The organism is Streptomyces sp. NPDC096013, assembly GCF_044763565.1.
Lineage (GTDB): Bacteria > Actinomycetota > Actinomycetes > Streptomycetales > Streptomycetaceae > Streptomyces.
This window is the reverse complement of the sequence record NZ_JBIWGK010000002.1, coordinates 336769-355870: the sequence shown is the minus strand read 5'-3', so window position 1 is coordinate 355870 and position 19102 is coordinate 336769. Positions and strand designations below refer to the sequence as shown.

Here is a 19102-nt window from a genome sequence, read left to right as displayed (position 1 = left end):
GACTGCCGGCTCGAACACCGCCGGGCGTCCTATTCACGTCACGGATTCACGTCAAGGAAGCGTCCAAGCTGTGAGAGGAGGCTCCTGTCGCGGGGCTGTGTCTGCTTCAATGGGCTCATGGCCGGCTACCAGAAACGCAGCGCGACGGGTCGCGATGACCTTGAGCCGTTCTGGCCTTCCCGTCAGCACCATGACTTCGACCGGGTGTGTTGTCGCGCGATGAACGCGCCGGCCCTCTAAAGCCGAAACACCCTCGGCCTCCGGCCTGCGCGACTCGACGTACGTCCCCTCGACGAACTTCTCGCGCGAAAGAGCTGACCTCTCATGGCGATCATCCGTTCTCTGTCCTCCGCCACGCTCGACACCCCCGCCCCGACCGCTCCGAACGCGCCACGGCATCATCTGCGCGCCGTGGACCGGGACGAGGTGATCGACGTCGCGGAGTTCCTGCCCCCGGGGGCCACCTGGCTGCCCGCGCCGCCGCACACGCTGCCCACGCTTCCGGGGCAGCCGCCGATGGTCGGGTACCTCGTCCTCATCCCGGCCGACAGCCCGCACCTCGTCCGGAGCGCCCCGGCCGCCCCGGCTCTCCCGGCCGAGGCCGAGCCCCTCGTCCGGATCGACACCGTGCAGCGCACCGCGCAGCTGAACGGCGAGGAACTCGACCTGACGTACCTGGAGTTCGAGCTCCTCGCCCATCTCGTCGCGCACCCCAACCGGGTGCACACCCGCGACCAGCTGGTCACCACGGTGTGGGGCTACGGGCATGTGGGCGACGGCCGTACCGTCGACGTCCACATCGCGCGGCTGCGCCGCAAGCTGGGCGTCGAGCACCGCAAGGCGATCCAGACCGTGCGCCGGGTGGGGTACAAGTACACGCCGCCGACCGCGCGCTGACCGTCTGCTGAGGGCAGATCGGCGTTCCCTTCCGGGGGCCCCGCGGGCAGAGTCGTCGGTATGAGACTTCTGGTGCTGGGCGGTACGGAGTTCGCGGGGCGGGCCGTCGTGGAGGCGGCCCTCGGGCGGGGCTGGGAGGTGACCGTCCTCAACCGGGGCCGCCATGCCGTGGCTTTCCGGGGGACACCTCCCGGACCCCCGAGCCCGGCCGGGGTGCGGACACTGCGGGGCGACCGCACCGCGCCCGGTGGGCTGGACGCGCTGGCCTCCGGCGAGTGGGACGCGGTCGTCGACACCTGGTCGGCGGCGCCGCGGGCCGTCGACGACGCGGCGCGGCTGCTCGCCGACCGGGTGGGCCGGTACGTGTACGTGTCGAGCTGCTCGGTCTACGCGTGGGCTCCGCCCCCGGGGTACGACGAGGACGCACCCGTCGTCGAGGGCGCCTCTCCCGACGCCGACAAGACCGACTACGCACGGGACAAGCGGGGCGGGGAGCTGGCCGCGCTCGGGGCGTTCGGTGCGGAGCGGTCGGTGTTCGCGCGGGCCGGGCTGATCCTCGGGCCGTACGAGAACATCGGGCGGTTGCCGTGGTGGCTGGGGCGGATCGCCCGGGGCGGGCCCGTACTGGCGCCGGGGCCGCGGGAGTTGGCACTCCAGTACGTGGACGTGCGGGACCTCGCGGAGTGGCTGCTCGGTTCCGTGGAGCGGGAGTTGAGCGGGGCGTACAACCTGATCTCGCCCCAGGGGCACGCGACGACGGGGTCGTTGCTGGACGCGTGTGTGCGGGTTGCCGGTGGGCCCGGGGTCGAACTGCGCTGGACCCCGGCGGAGGCCGTGCTGGGGGCGGGGATCGAGCCGTGGACTCAGTTGCCGGTGTGGGTGCCGGCGGGGAGTGACGGGTACGACGCGCTGCACAGTGCGGATGTGTCCCGGGCGGTGGCCACGGGGCTGAGCTGCCGGCCCGTCGAGGAGACGGTGGCCGATACGTGGCGGTGGCTGCGGGAGATCGGGGGTTCCGCGCCTCAGCGTCCGGACCGGCCGGCCGTGGGGCTCGACCCCGCTGTGGAGGCGAAGGTGCTCGGGTTGCCGTTCGTGGCGTAGCCGGTGTTGCCGGCGACACCCCCGGCAGGGTGGCCCGGCCCCGTGACCTCGTCGCCGTGCTCCGTGAGACTGGGGGGCATGGACACGAACAGCGACGGTGGGCGGGCCCGGGCCGTTCTCAGGGCAGGAGTGCGGGGCCTCGGGCTCGCCCTCCTCTCCCTCTACGGTTCTCTCGTCCTCCTCGTCCTCACCCTCGTCTCGCTCGTGCTGATCCCGGCGGGCGTCGGGCTGTTCACCACCCCCTGGGTGCTGACCGGTGTGCGGGCGCACGCGGACCGGCGGCGGCTGCTCGCCGCGCGGTGGTACGGGGTGCGGATTCCGCCGGCGTACCGGCCGGTCCCGGCGGGGACGAAGCCCTGGGCGCGGACTCTTCGCCTGCTCGGTGACCCCGCGACCTGGCGGGATCTCCGGTGGCTGCCCGTCGACATGATCGCCGGGTTCGTCACCGCGCTGGTGCCCGCGGCCCTGGTGTTCTATCCGCTGGAGGGCTTCGCGTTGGCGTTCGGGCTGTGGCGGGTGTTCACGGACGGGACGTATGTGGGGTGGTGGTACGGGTTCGTGCCGGTGAGCGGGCAGGGCACCGCGCTGCTCGCGGGGCTGCTGGGCGTCGCGCTGCTGGTCGCCGCCTTCTTCCTCACGCCCGCCCTGCTGCGCGTCCACTTCCTGCTGACCCGTGCGGTGCTCGCCCCGGGACAGGGCGAACTCCGCGAGCGGGTAAGGGTGTTGACCGAGACGCGGCGGGACGCGGTGGATTCCTCGGCCGCCGAACTGCGCCGTATCGAACGGGATCTGCACGACGGCGCGCAGGCGAGGCTGGTCGCGATGGGCATGGATCTGGGCACGATCGAGGCGCTGTTGGAGAAGAACCCGGCGAAGGCGAGGGAGTTGCTGGTCCGGGCCCGGCAGTCCTCCGCCGACGCGCTGGACGAGCTGCGTGATCTGGTGCGCGGGATTCATCCTCCGGTGCTGGCGGAGCGCGGACTCGGCGACGCCGTAAGGGCGTTGGCGCTGCGGATGCCGGTGGCCACGGAGGTGTCGACGGGTCTGGGGAGGGGCCGGGCCGAGGCCCCGGTGGAGTCGGCCGCGTACTTCGCGGTCAGCGAGGTGCTCACCAACGCCGTCAAGCACGCCGGTGCCGACCGGATCTGGGTCGACCTGGACCACGCGGACGGCATGCTGCGGATCTCCGTCACGGACAACGGCGCGGGCGGAGCCGTGGTCGGGGCGGGGTCGGGACTCTCCGGGGTCGAGCGGCGACTGGGTACATTCGACGGCGTCCTGGCCGTCAGCAGCCCCGCGGGCGGTCCCACCATGGTGACCATGGAGATTCCGTGCGCGTTGTCCTAGCCGAAGACCTGTTCCTGCTGCGGGACGGGCTGGTGCGGCTGTTGGAGGCCTACGACTTCGAGATCGCCGCGGCGGTGGAGACCGGGCCCGAACTCACCAGGGCGCTGGCCGAGTTGGCGCCCGACGTGGCCGTGGTCGACGTACGGCTGCCGCCCACGCACACCGACGAGGGGCTTCAGTGCGCGCTGCGGGCGCGGCGGGAGCGGCCGGGGCTGCCGGTGCTGGTGCTGTCGCAGCACGTGGAGCAGTTGTACGCGCGGGAGTTGCTCGCGGACGGGACCGGCGGGGTGGGCTATCTGCTGAAGGACCGGGTGTTCGACGCGGAGCAGTTCGTGGACGCCGTGCGAAGGGTGGCGGGGGGTGGGACGGTGATGGACCCGCAGGTGATCCAGCAGTTGCTGGCGCGGCGGGCGGCCGACGACCGGCCGCTGGGGCGGTTGACGCCGCGGGAGGTCGAGGTGCTGGAACTGATGGCGCAGGGGCGGTCGAACGCGGCGATCGCCGGGCAACTCGTTGTCACGGAGCGGGCGATCGGGAAGCACACGTCCAATATTTTCGCCAAACTGGGACTAGAAGTATCGGACGACGACAATCGCCGCGTGCTGGCGGTATTGGCCTATTTGGATCAGGGACGCTGAGCACTACCTGTGAGTCGATCACAACTGCTGGTGTTTAAAGGGCAGTTGGGAGGGGACTTACCCAGGAATCTCTCATCAGTTTCTGAGACCGCTGAACACTCCTGAGACCTCCTGCGTATCAAAGGGCGCCGCTTCACTCCTGTCGGGCGCCTCGCTGCCCCGCAAGGAAGTCAGAGGAGTTCCATGGGACGCAATGATCGTAAACGCCGTACGCCGCTGGCCACCAAGGCCATTGCCGCATCGGCTGCCCTAGTGCTCGGTGGGGGCGGGCTGCTCTGGGCGCAGATGAACGCTTCGGCGCACGAGTCCAACTCGTCGGGCCAGAACCAGACGAAGGCCGCCGCGGCATCCGTCGCGACGATCGCCTGCCCGGACGTCGGCCAGCAGCTGACGAACGTGCCGCAGAACGCTCGTCAGGGGGTCGCCACCGAACTGGCGAACCTGGACAAGCAGATCACCGAGGCCTACGCCCGGCTCGCCTCGACGCGCCAGGCGCAGGCGAACGACGCGAGCTTCGTCCAGAACGCGATCGTCGGCCCTCTCAAGGAGAAGCGGGCCGCGACGATCGACCGCATCCGCATCGACATCCAGCGAGTGGGCGGCAGTGTCAACGCGGCGGCACTGAAGCAGCTCGCCGCCTGTACGACACAGACCGCCAACAACACCACCGCCGGTGGCCAGAACAACGGCGGAGGCAACAACAACGGCGGGCAGAACAACAACAACGGCGGCCAGAACAACGGCAACACGGCCGCCCCGAGTGCGAGTGCCAGCGCATCCGCGCCCGCCGCCAACAACGGTGGTCAGGCCGGCAACGGCCCGACGGCCGCGGACTTCGTGGACATCACCAAGGTGGCCCCAAACGTCCAGGCCAAGCCCCAGAAGCAGGCTCAGGCCTCCACGGGCTCCTTCACCACCAGGTGCGGTGTCAACGCCAACAAGAACCACAACACCGACAACGTCATCGTGGCGCCCGGTGTGACCAACGGCGCGCACCACGAGCACGACTACGTCGGCAACCAGAAGGTCAACGCGTTCTCCACGAACGACTCGCTGCTGGCCGCCCCCTCCAGCTGCCAGAACCAGAGTGACCTCTCTGCCTACTACTGGCCGGTCGTGCGTGTGCAGGACGGCTCGCAGGAGTTCGACGCGAACGCGCTCGGCGGTGGCAAGGAAGGCAACGTCGGCAAGATCCTGACCCCGCAGTCGGCGCAGATCAAGTACGTCGGTTCGCCGGCCAGCAAGGTCGTCGCGATGCCGCAGTTCCTGCGCATCATCACCGGTGACGCCAAGACCCTCACCAACGGTCTGGCCAACGCCAACGCGCACTGGAGCTGCACCGGCTTCGAGAACAAGGTCCAGCTGACGGAGCAGTACCCGATCTGCCCGCAGGGCAGCAACGTGGTCCGCACCTTCGCCTTCCAGAGCTGCTGGGACGGCGTGAACATCGACAGCGCCAACCACCGTACGCACGTGGCCTTCGCGGACCCGGCGAGCGGTGTCTGCGGGAACGGCTTCAAGGCCATCCCCCAGCTGACGATGCGCCTGGTCTACAAGATCACCCCGCCCACCATCCAGAACGGCGTGGTCAAGAACGCCTACGCGGTGGACGGCTTCCCGGAGCAGCTGCACAAGGCGTCGACCGACCACGACGACTTCATCAGCGTCACCAAGAACAACCTGGCGGCGAAGATCGCCAACTGCGTCAACACGGGCAAGAAGTGCTAGTGAGCACGGGCTAGTACGAGAGCGGGCGGTGGGATTCTCCCACCGCCCGCTTTCGTGTGTCCCCGCGAGGAGTTCAGCTCACGAGGAGTTCAGCTGGTGTGCTTCGAGTGGTCGGTGCCGATCTCCTCGTCGCCGCCGAGCGTGGCCTGGAGCCGCTTGACGATCTTGTCGGTGCCCACGGCGACCCACTTGCGGCCGACGAGGTAGAAACCGCCGTAGTCCTTGGCGTCGTTGATCCACTCGCGCTGGCCGCGGTCGGTGGCGAAGGTCGCGAGGACGAACTTGCCGTAGCTCATCTTGCAGATGGCCTGGCGGAGTTCGTCGGCGTCGGTCTGGATGTCGGGCGTGCACTTCACCTTGGCCGCCAGGCTCTCCAGGCTGCCGGTGGCCGCCGTCGGTACGGTCGCGGCCTTGGTGTCGGCGCCGCAGCCCACCAGCGCCAGCGCCGCCGTGGCGCCGGCCACCGCGAGCATCGGTCGGGTCAGCCTCATCTGTCGTTCCTCCGGTCGTCCGGTCGGCAGCATGCCGCAGTCGGCCCCGGCGAGGGACCTTCTCCTTCGATACGGCCCTGACGCGCTCCGCGCTCAAATCCTTGGTCACCGGCTGTACGCGTGTGCGAAGGTGGCGCCCGTGAACCAAGACTGGGAAGACCGTACGACAGCCGCCTGGGCGACCTTCGACGACTATCCGGAGGAGCAAGCCGCCGAGTTCCGGGCGGTGATCGACGCGCTCGTCGCCGAACTCCCCGACGGCAGCCCGCTGGGGCTGTTCGAGCGGGCCTGCGCCTGGGACTCGACCGGCCACTCGGACAAGGCCGCTCCGCTGTACCGGGAGGCGCTGGCGCTCGGCCTGGACGGCTACAAGGGCCGACGGGCGAAGATCCAACTCGCCAGTTCGCTGCGGAACATCGGGCAGGCGGAGGAGGGCGTCAAACTGCTCACACCCGAACTCGACTGCCCTTCCGACGAGTTGGACGACGCGGTCCGCGCGTGCCTCGCCCTGTGCCTGTCCAGCCTCGGCCGCGACCGCGAGGGCCTCTCCCTCGTACTGGGCGCCCTCGCACCCCATCTGCCGCGCTACCAGCGGTCGATGGCGAACTACGCACGCGCGCTGACCGAGCCCGACGCCTGAGTCGTCCGGGTGGCGGTGACCAACTCACCCTTCGCTCGTTTTGCTGAACGTGCAGTCACAGGATGTCGCCAAGCGCCCCGCAGCTTCACCCACCGACCCGGTCGTCGATGTCGAACAGGCCGAGGCCGCGCTCGTCGAGCACTATCCGCGGCTCGTCCGGCTCGCCTATCTGGTGCTCCCCCCGAGCCTCGGCCGCAACCGGCGCGTCCTGACCGCGCACGCCCTCACCCAACGCGCCCTGCCCCGGGGCCGCGCGTCCGCGTCCGTGATTCCGGCCCAGTCGACCGGGCGCGACGAGGACCCGGGCTACGCCTTCGTCCGCCTCCAGGTCGTCCGTACGGCCCTGGAAGCGGGCCTCCCGCTGTCGTTCCGGGCGCTGCCCAAGCGCTCCCAACTCCCGCCGCTGCTCCCCCAGGTGCGGGGTCTGCGGCTCTTCCCGCGCTCGGGCGGCGCCGACGAACTCGCCCTGGACCAGCGGCTGTCGGCCCTCTCCGGTCCGGCCCGCGCGGCGTATGTCCTGCGCGGTCTGGAGCAGCTGCCCGACGGCGACGTCCGCAGGGTGCTCGCGGCGGCCGGGGTCGACACGGTGGACGCGGCGCTGCGCGAGGCCGACGAGACGCCCGCGCGGTACGACCTCCTCGACTCCCCCGAGTTCGACCCCTGTTCGCTGCACGCCCGGCCCACCGACCTGATGCGCCGCCGCCAGCACGGCAAGGCCGCCCTCGCCGCCGCCGCGGCCGTCGCCGTGTGCGGTGCGCTGCTCGCGATGCCCGGCGGCGGCTGGGGCCCGGACGGCGCCGCCGCACCCGCGTACGCGGAGAACCCGGCGGCCGAAGCCGCCCTGAATCCAAGCAAGTTGACGCGGATCGCGCCCACCGCGTGGGAGTCCTCCGCACGCGAGGACTTCTCCGTCTGGCCGGCCCGCGGCGACCTCACCGGCAACACCGCGCTGCTGCGCCGCGCCCTCGCCGTCTGGGCCCGCCCCGGCGAGTCCGTCCAGGTCTCGGCCACCCCCGGCACCCCCTCCGGCGGCCCGGCCGGACCACCCCAGCTCCTGTACGCGGGCACGGTCGACAACGCGCGCGTGGTGATCCTCTACGACGGTCTGCGCATCGCCCGCTACGCCGAGCCGAAGGACGGCACCAAGGGCGCCGCGCTGGACTTCGCGCGGGTCGACGGCGCGACCGGGGCCGGGGCGGACGCGGTGGTCCTGGACCGGGCCGACGGCAACGTCCGCTATCTGACCGCCCCTTGGGTGAGGAAGGCGGCCGAGCGGGACCTTCAGAAGCCGAATGCCGGCGCGCTGCCGATGACCATCAGCGACGGGATCACCTCACCGATGGCCAGCCCCGCGACGGCGACCGGCGCGTGCACGTCGTGGAACGTGCTCCAGCTGACCGACGACACCGGGACCCGGCTGGTGAGCGACCTCGGCGAACTGGTCCCGGCGCACCTCACCGCGGGCCGCCCCGGCTCGGTCCACGAGGTGTCGGGCTCGGCGGCGCAGCACGCCTGGGCGCCGTACGCCTGCTCCCTCGGCGCGATGCGCTCGCTGGGCGTGCGGTCGGTGAACTCCTGGCAGTACGCCGAGCAGCCGCTGCCCGACGCGAGCGGCGCGGCGGAGTGGGTGTGCACGCGGGCGGAGACCTGGCGGGGCGGCGGCGAGCGGGTGCTGGCGCAGTTCCGGACCCCGGGCGGGACATACGGCGCGGTCGCCGCGAAGGCGCAGGACGTGCCGGCCTGTGGGGCGCGCGACCCGCATGTGCTGGCCGGGGTGCTGTGGAAGTCGGCGGCGGGCGGCTGGTATCTGCTGGCCGCGGGCAGCAAGGGCACGGAGGCGGTCAGCGCGACGGGCGGGGTCACCGGCTCGGCGCAGGGCGGCCTGCTCGCCGTGAAGACCGAGCAGGGTGTCCGGGCCGAGCTGAAGGGGACCCTGGACGACGGCAGCACGATCAGCGGCCTCCGCTAACCGCCCCCTACCCCCCACCGCCCCTCCTAGCTGACATTCGCGTCAACAAGTCCCCGCGCAAGGCTTCCCCAGGGACTTACCCGTCAGTACATTGACGCCATGTCTAACACGCCGCTCAAGGCCCGAAAGGTGTCCTTCTCGTGGGACGGCACCCCGCTGCACTGGGTGCCCGGCGACCCCTTCACCACGCACACGATCAACGTGCTGCACCTGCTGCTGCCCGCCGGTGAGCGGTGGTTCGTGCACGTCTACAAGCAGGTGCTGCCCCTCATCCGGGACGACCGGCTGCGCGAGGACGTGATCGGGTTCATCGGCCAGGAGGCGATGCACTCCCAGGCCCACGACGAGGTCCTCCCCCACCTCAGGGAACTGGGCCTGGACCCGACGCCGTACACCGCGCAGGTCGACTGGTTCTTCGAGAAGCTGCTCGGCGACCGCACCCTGCCGCCGGGCAGGGCCCGCAGGTGGTGGCTGCTGGAGCGGGTCGCGATCATCGCGGCGATCGAGCACTACACCGCGTTCCTCGGCAACTGGGTCCTGAACGCGGAGGAGTTGGACCGGCGCGGCGCCGATCCGACCATGCTGGACCTGCTGCGCTGGCACGGCGCCGAGGAGGTCGAGCACCGCTCCGTCGCCTTCGACCTCTTCATGCACGTCGACGGCGGCTACCGGCGCCGTGCCCGCACCTGGGCTACCGCGTTCGCCGCCCTGATGTTCCTGTGGCAGCGCGGCTCCCGCTTCTTCATGGCGAACGACCCGACCCTCGTCGACGCCCGCGCGAGCTTCAAGGACTTCTACGTCGCCGGGAAGCGCGGCACCCTGCCCGCCACCGGGGACATGCTCAGGTCCATACCCCGCTACCTGAGCCGCGCCTACCACCCCTCCCAGGAGGGCAGCACCGAGCAGGCCGTCGCCTACCTCGCGTCCTCGCCCGCGGCGGTGGCCGCCGAGAAGAGGGCGGAGTAGTGCCGAAGCCGCTCACCGTCGCCGTCCTGGCCGGCGCCACCCTGCTGACCCGCCGTGCGCTACGGCGCCGGGTGCGGGCCTCGCCGCTGTGGCCGCTGCCCGCGCTCGACCCGCCGGTCTCCGGCCGGCCGCGCACCCGGGCGCTGAGGCTCCGGGTCGCCGCACGGGAGACGGTCGCCGAAGGCGTCGTACAACTGCGCCTGGAAGGGACGGACCTGCCGCGCTGGGAGCCCGGGGCGCACATCGATCTGGTGCTGCCCTCGGGGCTGGTGCGGCAGTACTCGCTGTGCGGGGACCCGGCGGACACCTCGTCGTACACGGTCGCCGCGCGGCTGGTCGCGGACGGCCGGGGCGGGTCGCGCGAGGTGCACGAACAGGTGTGGGAGGGAACGGAGGTGGAGGTCCGGGGGCCGCGCAATCGGTTCCCGCTGATCGAGGCGCCGTCGTACGTCTTCGTCGTCGGCGGCATCGGGATCACCCCGGTGCTGCCGATGCTGCGGGCGCTGCCCGAGGGCGCCGACTGGCGGCTGCTCTACGCGGGCCGCACGGTCAACTCCATGCCGTTCCTGGAGGAGTTGGCGGAGTTCGGCGCGGGCCGGGTCACCGTAGTGAGCGGGCGGCGGCCCGAACTGGACGCGCTGCTCGCGGAGTTGCCCGAGGGGGCCGTCGTCTACTGCTGCGGGCCCGAGGGGCTGATGGCGGCCGCGGCGGAGCGCGTCCCGGACGTACGGCTCGAACGGTTCGCGCCCCGGGCCCAGTTGGGCGACGGCACCGGCGGCGACACGGCCTTCGAGGTCGAACTCCGGCGCAGCGGGCGGACGTTGACCGTGGCCGCCGACTCCACGGTGCTGGCCGCCGTCCGGGCGGAACTGCCCGACACCCTCTACTCCTGCGAGCAGGGGTTCTGCGGAACCTGCCAACAGCGCGTCGTGGAAGGGGACGTGGAGCACCGGGACGAGCTGCTGACGGACACCGAGCGTGAGGACTCAATGCTGATCTGTGTATCCCGGGCCCGCGGTGGACGAATCGTGTTGGATATGTGAACGACCTTGGGTGGACCGGGCCGTTGGGCTCCGGTTCCGATCGGTAAGGTGTTCGCATGAGTACCGGGGTTCGCCGCAGGATGGGAGTCGAGGAACGGCGGCAGCAGTTGATCGGCGTCGCTCTCGATCTCTTCAGCCATCGCTCGCCCGACGAGGTCTCCATCGACGAGATAGCCGCGGCCGCGGGCATTTCCCGGCCGCTGGTCTACCACTACTTTCCCGGCAAACTCAGCTTGTACGAGGCCGCGTTGCAGCGCGCCTCGGACGATCTGGCCGGGCGGTTCGTGGTCGCCGAGGAGGGCTCGCTCGGATCACGGCTGCTGCGGGTGATGGGCCGGTTCTTCGACTTCGTGGACGACCACGGGCCGGGATTCGCGGCGCTGATGCGCGGCGGTCCCGCGGTGGGTTCGTCCACCACCAACGCGCTCGTCGACGGGGTGCGGCACGCCGCGTATCTCCAGATCCTGTCCCATATGAAGGTCCAGGACCCGCCCGCGCGGCTGGAGTTGATGATCCGGTCGTGGATCTCGCTCGTCGAGTCGACGGCCCTGATCTGGCTGGACGGCCGGCGCATCCCGCGCGCCGAGCTGGAACGCCAGCTCGTGCACGACTTCGGCGCGTTGGCGGCGGTGAGCGCGGCCTACGACGAGGAACTCAGCGGACTGCTGCGCGAGTCGCTCAAGCACGAGCCGGGCGACGGGCCGTTCAGCGACCTCGTCGTCCGGCTGATCGCGCTCGCGTCCTAGGGCCTGTCCGGCGGGCTCTAGCGCTCGAACTTCCGGTACGACGCGTCCAGTTCGCGTACCTCGGCCGAGGCGTGCAGCACGGAGCCGTCCTCGTCGATGTACTCGCGGAGCAGCTCCAGGACCTTCTCGGTCAGCTTCGCCTTGGTCTCCTCGGTGCGCCCGGCGAGCAGGCCGAGGGTGACGTGCACGACGGTGTGACCCAGCTCGTCGAGACCCTCGTACCCGAAGGCCGTGTACTCGCTCGGGCGGAACTGCGTCTTGCACGCCTCCGGCTTCGCCGCGGCGATCTCGACCACCGCCTGGTGCAGCGCACGGGCGAAACCGTCCTGGTCGAAGGAGATCGTGTGGGAGTGGTCGACGGTGATCTGCGGCATCAGGCGCTCCTGTTTCTCAGCCAACAACGGGCTCACCCTAGCCGCCCGCGGGCTCACCCCAGCCGTAGCGCCAGCATCGCGATGTCGTCGTCCCGGTCGACGCCGAAGCAGTCGAGCAGGGTGTCGCACAGCGCGTCCAGGCCGGGCAGGGCGCCGGAGGCCGCCGCACGGAGCTGGTCCATCGAGGCGGAGAGGTCGGTGCCGCGGGTCTCGATGAGGCCGTCGGTGATCATCAGGAGCCGGTCGGAGGGTTCGAGGAACAGCTCCGTGGGCGGCGGATGGGACAGGCCCACGCCGAGCAGCGGGCCCGACGCCTTGGCGTAGTCCGCGCTGCCGCTGTCCCGGATGATCAGCGGCGGGATGTGCCCGGCGTTGGAGATGAGGGTGCGCCCGGTGTCCGGGTCGACGACGACCAGGCAGACGGTGGCCGTGGTCTCCGGGTGGTAGTGCTGGAGCATCCGGTCCAGCCGCTCGGCGAGGACGCTCGGATCGCTCTCGTCGACGCAGTAGGCGCGCAGGGCGTGCCGTATCTCGACCATCACGGTGGCCGCCTCCAGCGAGTGCCCGACGACGTCGCCGACGGCGAAGAGCACGCGCGAGCCGACCTTCAGGACGGCGTAGAAGTCGCCGCCGATCTCGGTGTCCTGGGACGCGGGCACGTACCGCACCACGACGTCCGCGCCGTCGAGTTCGGGCAGCCGGTCGGGCCTGGGCAGGAAGCTGCGCTGGAGGGTGAGGGCCACATGCCGCTCAACCTGGTACATGAGGAGCGGCTCGGCGGCGAGCGCGGTGGCCTGGGCGAGCTGCGCGATCAGCGCGCCGGCCTCGGGGCCGACCCGGCGCAGCCCGCGGGTGGGGGCGGCGAGACAGACCGGGGCCCGGCCCTCCTGGGTGAGGACGAGCGCCAGCCGGGCGTCGTGCTCGACGCCGGGCCGGAAGAACCCGGTGGGCCACAGCGGCGCGGGCACGGTGGTGATCTGCACCCCGGACTGCCCCTGGGAGAGCCGCCGCAGCAGCCGGGCCACGGCCCGGTCGGCGTCCTCGCCCGGCAGCGCCACGGCGGTGCGGTCCCGGGGCAGGCCGCGGTAGAGCTGGTCGTCCCGGTCGAGGACGAAGACGGCGGCCGGGGTGCCGGTGAGCCGTGCGGTGCCGTCGGCGGCGACGTCGACGAGCTCCTGGAGGGAGCGCGCCGCCTGGATGGTGACGATCATCTCGGACAGCAGGGTCAGCCGCTTGACGAGCGCCTGGTCGTCGGCCCGCAGCCGGGCCGCGCGGACCGCGGACCGGACCGCCGCCTCGATCTCCTCGGGCTCCGCGGGCACGGTGAGGAAGGCCTCGTCGCCCGCGTCGAGCGCCTGGCAGCGGTTGCTCGGCGGTGCGGCGAGCGCGGAGACGTGCACGACCGGCAGGCCCGCCATCCGCGGCCGCTCCTTGAGCAGCCCGCACAGTTCGAAGCCGCTCATGTCCGGCAGGTGCACGTCGATCAGCGCCACGTCCGGGAGGTTCCCCTTGCGCAGCCGCACGTCGAGTTCGGCGAGCGCCTCGGTGCCGCTGCCGACCGCGAGGACCCGATGCCCGGCACGGCTCAGCACGCTCTCGACCGCGAACCGGCTCGCCGGCTCGTCGTCGACGAGCAGCACGGTCGCGTGCGTCAGTTTGCCGTTGACGTCCATTTCTCAGACCTGGCCCTTTGACACACCGGTGGGACAGGCCGCTGACCACAGCCTGCCCCACTACGGTAATGCGCTTTCAGGGTGTCCGGGTAAATACGGCCACAGTGCGACCCGGAACGGTGAAGGTACCCGTCCCCTTCGCGTAGGAAGCGGCCTTCACGGTGGCGTCGGCGCCCCTCGCCTGCACCGGGTGCAGCCGGTAACCGGAACCGGCCAGCGCCCCGATCCGCTGGTCCTGTCCGGTCGGCGTCGCGTTGAACACCACGACGAGATCGCCGAGTTCCATGGTGATCACGCCGGGCGTCTCGTCCTTCCCGGACAGCGGGAAGGACATCTCCGACTGCACCCGCGCGGCCGTGCCGAGCGAGAAGACGGGCTCGCTCGTACGGATCCTCAGCAGCTCCTGGTACGCGGCCGAGGCCCCGTCGATCTGCCCGCAGCCCACCTTCACCGACGTCAGCAGACCTTTCGCGTACGGCCACTTCGACGCGTTGTCGGCCGCCGTCGGCAGGCCCCGCCCGAAGCCGTTGCCGTCCGCGCAGTTCCAGTGGATCGCGTTGAACCAGTCGCCGCTGTCGAACGAGTTGCGGTCCAGGGACTTGGAGCGCAGCAGGTCGGTCCCGGCCTGCGAGAGCGCCGGCCCCTGCGAGAGCGTGGCCGTGGCCATCGCGAGGACCTGCATCCGGGCCCGGTCGGCGGCGCTCGTCGTCGCGGGCAGCTTGTAGGTGAGGGCGTCGAACAGCGACTCGTTGTCGTGCGCGTCGACGTAGGCGAGGGCGTCGCCGGGCGCGTCCGCGTAGCCGGCGGGTGCGCCGTTGTAGTCGATCCCGGCGCCGGTGACGTCCTTCCCGTCGGTGTCGGTGAAGTGGTAGGTCGCGAGGTTGCCGCTCAGGCCGACCTTGATGAGGTCCTGGTAGTGCAGGAGGCGGGCCTTCTGCTCGGCCGAAGTACCGTTCGCCTTGGACGAGTTGGGGTCGGTGTAGAGCCCGGAGGCGAAGCCCTGGACGCCCGGGTCGTCGTCGAAGGGGCTGCCGCCGCGCACCGCGTCACGGGCCCGGTCGGAGAAGGTCGCGATGCCCGTGCCGGCCATGTTCTTCTGCGTGGCCTGCACGAATCGGGCGTCGTCGGCGACCTCGCCGAAGTTCCAGCCCTCGCCGTACATGATGATCTTCTTGCCGTCGACGCCGTCCTTCGCGAGGGTCAGCGCGTCCAGCGCCTTGCGCACGGCGAGGATGTTGGCCTTCGGCTGGTGTCCCATGAGGTCGAAGCGGAAACCGTCGACCTTGTACTCCTTGGCCCAGGTGACCACGGAGTCGACGACCAGCTTGCCCATCATGGCGTTCTCGGTCGCCGTGTTGGCACAGCAGGTGGAGTTCGCGACGCTGCCGTCGGCCAGCAGCCGCTGGTAGTAGCCCGGCACGATCCTGTCGAGCACCGAGGTGTCCGCCTGACCCGCGGCCGCCGTGTGGTTGTAGACGACGTCCATGACGACCCGAAGACCGTCCTCGTTCAGCGACTTGACCATCCTGCGGAACTCGACGGTGCGCCCGGTGCCGTCCGGGTCGGTCGCGTACGACCCCTCCGGGACCGTGAAGTGATACGGGTCGTACCCCCAGTTGTAGGCGTCCTTGGCGGCGACGGCCGCCACGCACGCCTGCTGCTGCTCCGAGTCGGCGGCGTAGGAGGCGAGGTCGCAGTCGGTGGTGGACTGCTCGGACTTCTTCTCCGGGATGGTCGCGATGTCGAAGGCGGGCAGCAGATGCACGTACGACGTCCCGGACCGGGCCAGCTCCCGCAGATGCCTGGAGCCGTCGCTGTTCCTGTCCGTGAAGGCGAGGTAGGTCCCGCGGTCCTTGGCAGGGACCGTGGTGTCCGCGACGGAGAAGTCGCGGATGTGCAGCTCCTGGATCTCCGCGTCCTTGAGCGGCACCGCCTTCGGCTTCCTCAGGCCCGACCAGCCGCTCGGGGCGAGGGACTTGTCGGCGAGGTCGACGACGAGGCTGCGCTTCGAGTCGGTGGTGAGGGCGACCGAGTAGGGGTCGGTGACCTCGTTGGTGACGACCTTCCGGACGGTCGGCGCCCACACCTTCACGACGTACCGGTACGGCTTGTTCTTCCAGGAGGCCGGACCGGTGACGGACCAGACGCCGGTGGTGGCGTTCCGGCTCATCTTCTTCAGCGAGCCGTCGAGGTCGAGGGACACGCTCTGCGCGGTCGGCGCCCACACGGCCAGCGTGGGGCGGCCGTTGCGGAAGGTCGGCCCGAGGTCGGCCTTGGTCGCGGCCCCGTACACGTCGTCGAGCACTCCGGCGAGCTGTACGCCGGTGGCGGCCAACACGGCTCCGTTGACGGCCCGTTGGGAGGCGATGAGCTGCCCGTCCAGGGCCTCCTTCACCCGCCCCCGGTCACGCGGGTCGACGGACCAGGCCGCATAGTCCTTCAGATAGGGGAACGTGGACTTCTGGGCGTCGGTGAGCGTGGTCCTCGACAGTCGCAGCCAGCGCTCGTCGTCGCTCGTCAGCGTGCCGTCCTTCGCGGCGATCGACCCGTCGCGGGAGTACACGAGCTGGGTGGAGGCGGCGGCGTCGGAGCCGTTCCAGGCGACCGTGTTCCGGTCGATCCAGACCGCCTTGGAGGTGGTCAGGTCGAGGGCCGCCGCACTCCCGGCGGGCTGCGGCAGGAGGTACTTCTCCTGGCCGTTCAGCAGCCACACCTCGTTGCCGTCGGTCTTGAGGTCGAGCGACTGATCGGCGGAGAGGTCCTTCTCGTCGCCCTTGTGCAGAATGTAACTGAGGCTGGTGGCACCGGAGTTCAGCGGCACCTCGAAGACGGCGCCGTACGCGTCGGTCCGCACCGGCTCCAGCGGGCTCGACCAGTCCGTGGGGTGCGCGGCCCCCGTCCAGACGTGGAGACCCCAGCCGGAGTAGTCGCCGTCCGCGCGGTGGTAGTGGATGACGGCCTTGGTGGTGTCCTGCGCCGGATAGTCGGGCCGCTGGGTCTGTACGGCCTCCTTGCCCTGCTCGATCCACACCTCGCCGGTCCGCGTGACGTCGATCGAACGGTCGGCGGAGACGTCCTTGTCGCCGTCCCTGTCGATCACCAGGAAGCCGACGTTCGTCGCCCCGGGCTTCAACTTGACGTAGGCGAAGGCGCCGTAGGCGTCCCGGCCGACGAAGGGATGACTCGCGGGCCAGGTCGTCGCCTCGCCGTCGGCGAGGTCGCCCCACGCGTACAGGCCCCAGTCGGCGTAGTCGCCGTCCGTGCGCTTGTAGTGGACGATCGCGTAGTCGCGCGAGGAGGCGGTGGGGACCGCTTCGGCGGGCGGGGTGCCGGTGGTGGAGACGGCCGTCGCGCTCGCGGTGCGTCCGGTCGAGTCGACCACAACCGCCTTGTAGCGCAGGGCTGTTCCGGCCGGTACGTCCTTGCCGATCGTCTGCGTGACCTTGTACGGGGCGTGGTCGGCCGAACCCAGGGTCCGCCATGCGCCGTTGCCGGTCTGGGCGGCGAAGACGACCCGGTCGAGCTGACCGCCGGTGACGTCGGCGCTCAGCTCGACGGTGCCGGTGGCACCCGCGTCCGGGGCCCTGAGGGTGATCTCCGGCTTGGTGACGGGTTCGGCGAGGGCACCGGCCGCCTGGAGGACGATCGCGGCGCCGGCGGGGACGGCGACGGTCACCTTGTTGTCGGCGCCGCTCGTCGTGGTGGCCGAAGTGCCGTAGATCCCGCGGTACTTCATGTCCGGCGAACCGGTCGCGAAGGTCACCGTCCTCGCCGTGTCGGCGTTGTTGAGGGCGACGACGTACTCGTTCCTGTCCGATCCGGTGCCCGTCCGTGTGAAGGCGTAGACGCCGGCGCCGTCGGCCGCGTAGCGCTCGGTCTGGACGCCGTCGGTGAGGGCCGGGTTGGCCTTGCGGAGCTTCGAGAGAGCCGCGATCTGCCGGTACAGCGGGGCAGTCGGGTCGTACGCGTCACTCGCGGCCGTGCGGTCGGTGCCGATCTCGTCGTCGTCGAGATAGTCGGCGATCTTCGACCCGAACATCGGCTGGCGGGCGTCCTTGTCGCCGCCGGAGCCGGTGAAGCCCTGTTCGTCGCCGTAGTAGACGACGGGGTTGCCGCGGCTGAGGAACATCAGCTCGTTGGCGAGCCGGTCCTTGGCGAGGAGCTGGGCGTCGGTGGCCTTCGGGTTGTCCTGGCCGAGGAAGTAGCCGATGCGGCCCATGTCGTGGTTGCCGAGGAAGGTGACCTGCTCGTACGCGTTGGCCTTGTCGGTCGTGTACTTGTAGTCGTCGCCGAAGACGCTTCCGAGCTTCTGCGCGCTGCCGCCCTGGGAGGCGTAGACGCGGGCCGCGTCCTGGAAGGGGAAGTCGAGCGTGGCGTCCAGGCGGCCCTGGGTGACGTACGGCGAGGTGATGGACGTGTCGGCGGAGTAGACCTCGCCGAACATGAAGAAGTTCTTCCGGCCGTGCCGGGCCGCGTAGGTGTCGAGGGCGGTGGCCCACTGGGTCCAGAAGTCCATGTCGACGTGTTTCACGGTGTCGATGCGGAAGCCGTCGACGTCGAAGTCACGGACCCACTTCTCGTAGATCTTCTCCATGCCGCTGACGACCTCGGGGCGTTCGGTCCACAGGTCGTCCAGGCCGGAGAAGTCGCCGTAGGTGGCATTCTCGCCGACGTACGTCGAGTCGCCACGGTTGTGGTACATCGTCGGGTCGTTGAGCCAGGACGGGACCTTCACGTTCGCCTTGCCGGCGGGGACGGTCGGGGTCTTCGGGAAGGAGGACGTCGTGACCTCGGGGAACGTCTTCCCGCCGTCCGCGTAGTCGGCGTCGTCGAAGGGCCGCCCGTCCTTGGTGAGGTACGGGAAGGCGCCCTTGGAGAGGTAGTCGTAGGACTTGCCCTCGTAGTCGACGACGTCGGCGGTGTGGTTGGTGATGACGTCGAAGAAGACCTTCATGCCCTTGGCGTGGGCCTTGGCGATGAGGGTCGCCAGGTCCTTGTTGGTGCCGAAGTGCGGGTCGACCTGGGTGAAGTCCGTGATCCAGTAGCCGTGGTAGCCGGCGGAAGCTCCGGCGCCGGTCCCCTGCACGGGCTGGTTCCTGAAGATCGGGGCCATCCAGATGGCGGTGGTGCCGAGGCCCTTGATGTAGTCGAGCTTGTTCGTCAGGCCCTTGAGGTCGCCGCCCTGGTAGAAGCCCTTGTCGGTGGGGTCGTAGCCGGTGCTGAGGCGTGAACCGGTCAGCCCGCCTCGGTCGTTGGAGGTGTCGCCGTTCGCGAACCGGTCCGGCATCACGAAGTAGAACTGCTCGCGCGTGTCGTCGTGCCGGGCGGGCGTCGCGGCCAGCCTGGCGTCCGACGGGGGCGCGGGCGGGGCGGCCGCGTGGGCGGCGAGGGGCTGGAGGAACACCGCCGTGAGGACGGCCGCGGCGAGAACCGCGATCCATCCCGGGTACAGGGTGCGGCGTGCCGTGAGCGGGTCGGGCGAAGTCGGC

At 70.7% G+C, this 19102-nt stretch carries 14 protein-coding genes; 10 read left to right on the top strand and 4 right to left on the bottom strand.

All coding sequences use genetic code 11. The annotated features are described in order from the left end of the window. Positions 1-324 precede the first annotated feature (324 nt). The 5 genes from ACIRB1_RS09065 to ACIRB1_RS09045 all read left to right on the top strand — a co-directional run bounded on the left by ACIRB1_RS09065 (position 325) and on the right by ACIRB1_RS09045 (position 5711). Positions 325-897 (top strand): winged helix-turn-helix domain-containing protein, encoded by a 573-nt coding sequence (locus ACIRB1_RS09065; RefSeq protein ID WP_352183564.1) that lies wholly within the window; start codon positions 325-327, stop codon positions 895-897. Positions 898-957: 60 nt separating this feature from the next. Beyond that, on the top strand, positions 958-1998 hold the full coding sequence (locus ACIRB1_RS09060) for an NAD-dependent epimerase/dehydratase family protein (protein WP_403465106.1): 1041 nt from the start codon (positions 958-960) through the stop codon (positions 1996-1998). 78 nt (positions 1999-2076) lie between these two features. Beyond that, positions 2077-3345: a sensor histidine kinase gene (locus tag ACIRB1_RS09055; RefSeq protein WP_403465105.1), complete on the top strand. Its 1269-nt coding sequence runs from the start codon at positions 2077-2079 to the stop codon at positions 3343-3345. Then, positions 3330-3983, top strand: a complete 654-nt coding sequence (locus ACIRB1_RS09050) for a response regulator transcription factor (RefSeq protein WP_352183561.1) — start codon at positions 3330-3332, stop codon at positions 3981-3983. The genes ACIRB1_RS09055 and ACIRB1_RS09050 overlap by 16 nt, the downstream gene beginning before the upstream one ends. 183 nt (positions 3984-4166) lie before the next feature. Further along, positions 4167-5711, top strand: a complete 1545-nt coding sequence (locus tag ACIRB1_RS09045; protein ID WP_403465104.1) for a DUF1996 domain-containing protein — start codon at positions 4167-4169, stop codon at positions 5709-5711. Positions 5712-5800: 89 nt separating this feature from the next. On the opposite strand, the gene ACIRB1_RS09040 is transcribed toward ACIRB1_RS09045, so the two are convergent. Then, complete coding sequence (locus ACIRB1_RS09040; protein WP_403465103.1) at positions 5801-6202, bottom strand: hypothetical protein; 402 nt, start codon at positions 6200-6202, stop codon at positions 5801-5803. Positions 6203-6341: 139 nt separating this feature from the next. Between ACIRB1_RS09040 and ACIRB1_RS09035 the strand changes: the two genes are divergently transcribed. The 5 genes from ACIRB1_RS09035 to ACIRB1_RS09015 all read left to right on the top strand — a co-directional run bounded on the left by ACIRB1_RS09035 (position 6342) and on the right by ACIRB1_RS09015 (position 11566). Then, positions 6342-6842 carry a tetratricopeptide repeat protein gene (locus tag ACIRB1_RS09035; protein ID WP_403465102.1) on the top strand — a complete coding sequence of 167 codons (501 nt, stop codon included), beginning with the start codon at positions 6342-6344 and terminating at the stop codon, positions 6840-6842. 49 nt (positions 6843-6891) lie between these two features. Next, entirely contained in the window at positions 6892-8811 is a 1920-nt protein-coding gene (locus ACIRB1_RS09030; RefSeq protein WP_403465101.1) for a hypothetical protein, read from the top strand. Positions 8812-8910: 99 nt separating this feature from the next. After that, positions 8911-9777, top strand: a complete 867-nt coding sequence (locus tag ACIRB1_RS09025) for a metal-dependent hydrolase (RefSeq protein WP_403465100.1) — start codon at positions 8911-8913, stop codon at positions 9775-9777. Beyond that, positions 9777-10820, top strand: a complete 1044-nt coding sequence (locus tag ACIRB1_RS09020; protein WP_403465099.1) for a PDR/VanB family oxidoreductase — start codon at positions 9777-9779, stop codon at positions 10818-10820. Before ACIRB1_RS09025 ends, ACIRB1_RS09020 begins: the two co-directional genes overlap by 1 nt. Before the next feature lie 56 nt (positions 10821-10876). Further along, positions 10877-11566 (top strand): TetR/AcrR family transcriptional regulator, encoded by a 690-nt coding sequence (locus ACIRB1_RS09015; protein WP_352183554.1) that lies wholly within the window; start codon positions 10877-10879, stop codon positions 11564-11566. Positions 11567-11583: 17 nt separating this feature from the next. Here ACIRB1_RS09015 and ACIRB1_RS09010 read toward each other — a convergent pair whose 3' ends face one another. The 3 genes from ACIRB1_RS09010 to pulA form a co-directional block, all read right to left on the bottom strand. Further along, complete coding sequence (locus ACIRB1_RS09010; RefSeq protein WP_266767949.1) at positions 11584-11940, bottom strand: 5-carboxymethyl-2-hydroxymuconate Delta-isomerase; 357 nt, start codon at positions 11938-11940, stop codon at positions 11584-11586. A 53-nt stretch (positions 11941-11993) separates the two neighbouring features. Further along, positions 11994-13613, bottom strand: a complete 1620-nt coding sequence (locus tag ACIRB1_RS09005; protein WP_352183553.1) for a fused response regulator/phosphatase — start codon at positions 13611-13613, stop codon at positions 11994-11996. Between the two features lie 76 nt (positions 13614-13689). Then, positions 13690-19065 (bottom strand): pullulanase-type alpha-1,6-glucosidase, encoded by a 5376-nt coding sequence (gene pulA, locus ACIRB1_RS09000; RefSeq protein ID WP_403465377.1) that lies wholly within the window; start codon positions 19063-19065, stop codon positions 13690-13692. Positions 19066-19102 lie beyond the last annotated feature (37 nt).

What these genes read in the sequence shown, in the direction of transcription:
- ACIRB1_RS09065 (WP_352183564.1), top strand. Translation starts at nt 325, where the DNA reads ATGGCGATCATCCGTTCTCTGTCCTCCGCCACGCTCGACACCCCCGCC.
- ACIRB1_RS09060 (WP_403465106.1), top strand. Translation starts at nt 958, where the DNA reads ATGAGACTTCTGGTGCTGGGCGGTACGGAGTTCGCGGGGCGGGCCGTC.
- ACIRB1_RS09055 (WP_403465105.1), top strand. Translation starts at nt 2,077, where the DNA reads ATGGACACGAACAGCGACGGTGGGCGGGCCCGGGCCGTTCTCAGGGCA.
- ACIRB1_RS09045 (WP_403465104.1), top strand. Translation starts at nt 4,167, where the DNA reads ATGGGACGCAATGATCGTAAACGCCGTACGCCGCTGGCCACCAAGGCC.
- ACIRB1_RS09040 (WP_403465103.1), bottom strand. Translation starts at nt 6,202, where the DNA reads ATGAGGCTGACCCGACCGATGCTCGCGGTGGCCGGCGCCACGGCGGCG.
- ACIRB1_RS09025 (WP_403465100.1), top strand. Translation starts at nt 8,911, where the DNA reads ATGTCTAACACGCCGCTCAAGGCCCGAAAGGTGTCCTTCTCGTGGGAC.
- ACIRB1_RS09015 (WP_352183554.1), top strand. Translation starts at nt 10,877, where the DNA reads ATGAGTACCGGGGTTCGCCGCAGGATGGGAGTCGAGGAACGGCGGCAG.
- ACIRB1_RS09010 (WP_266767949.1), bottom strand. Translation starts at nt 11,940, where the DNA reads ATGCCGCAGATCACCGTCGACCACTCCCACACGATCTCCTTCGACCAG.
- ACIRB1_RS09005 (WP_352183553.1), bottom strand. Translation starts at nt 13,613, where the DNA reads ATGGACGTCAACGGCAAACTGACGCACGCGACCGTGCTGCTCGTCGAC.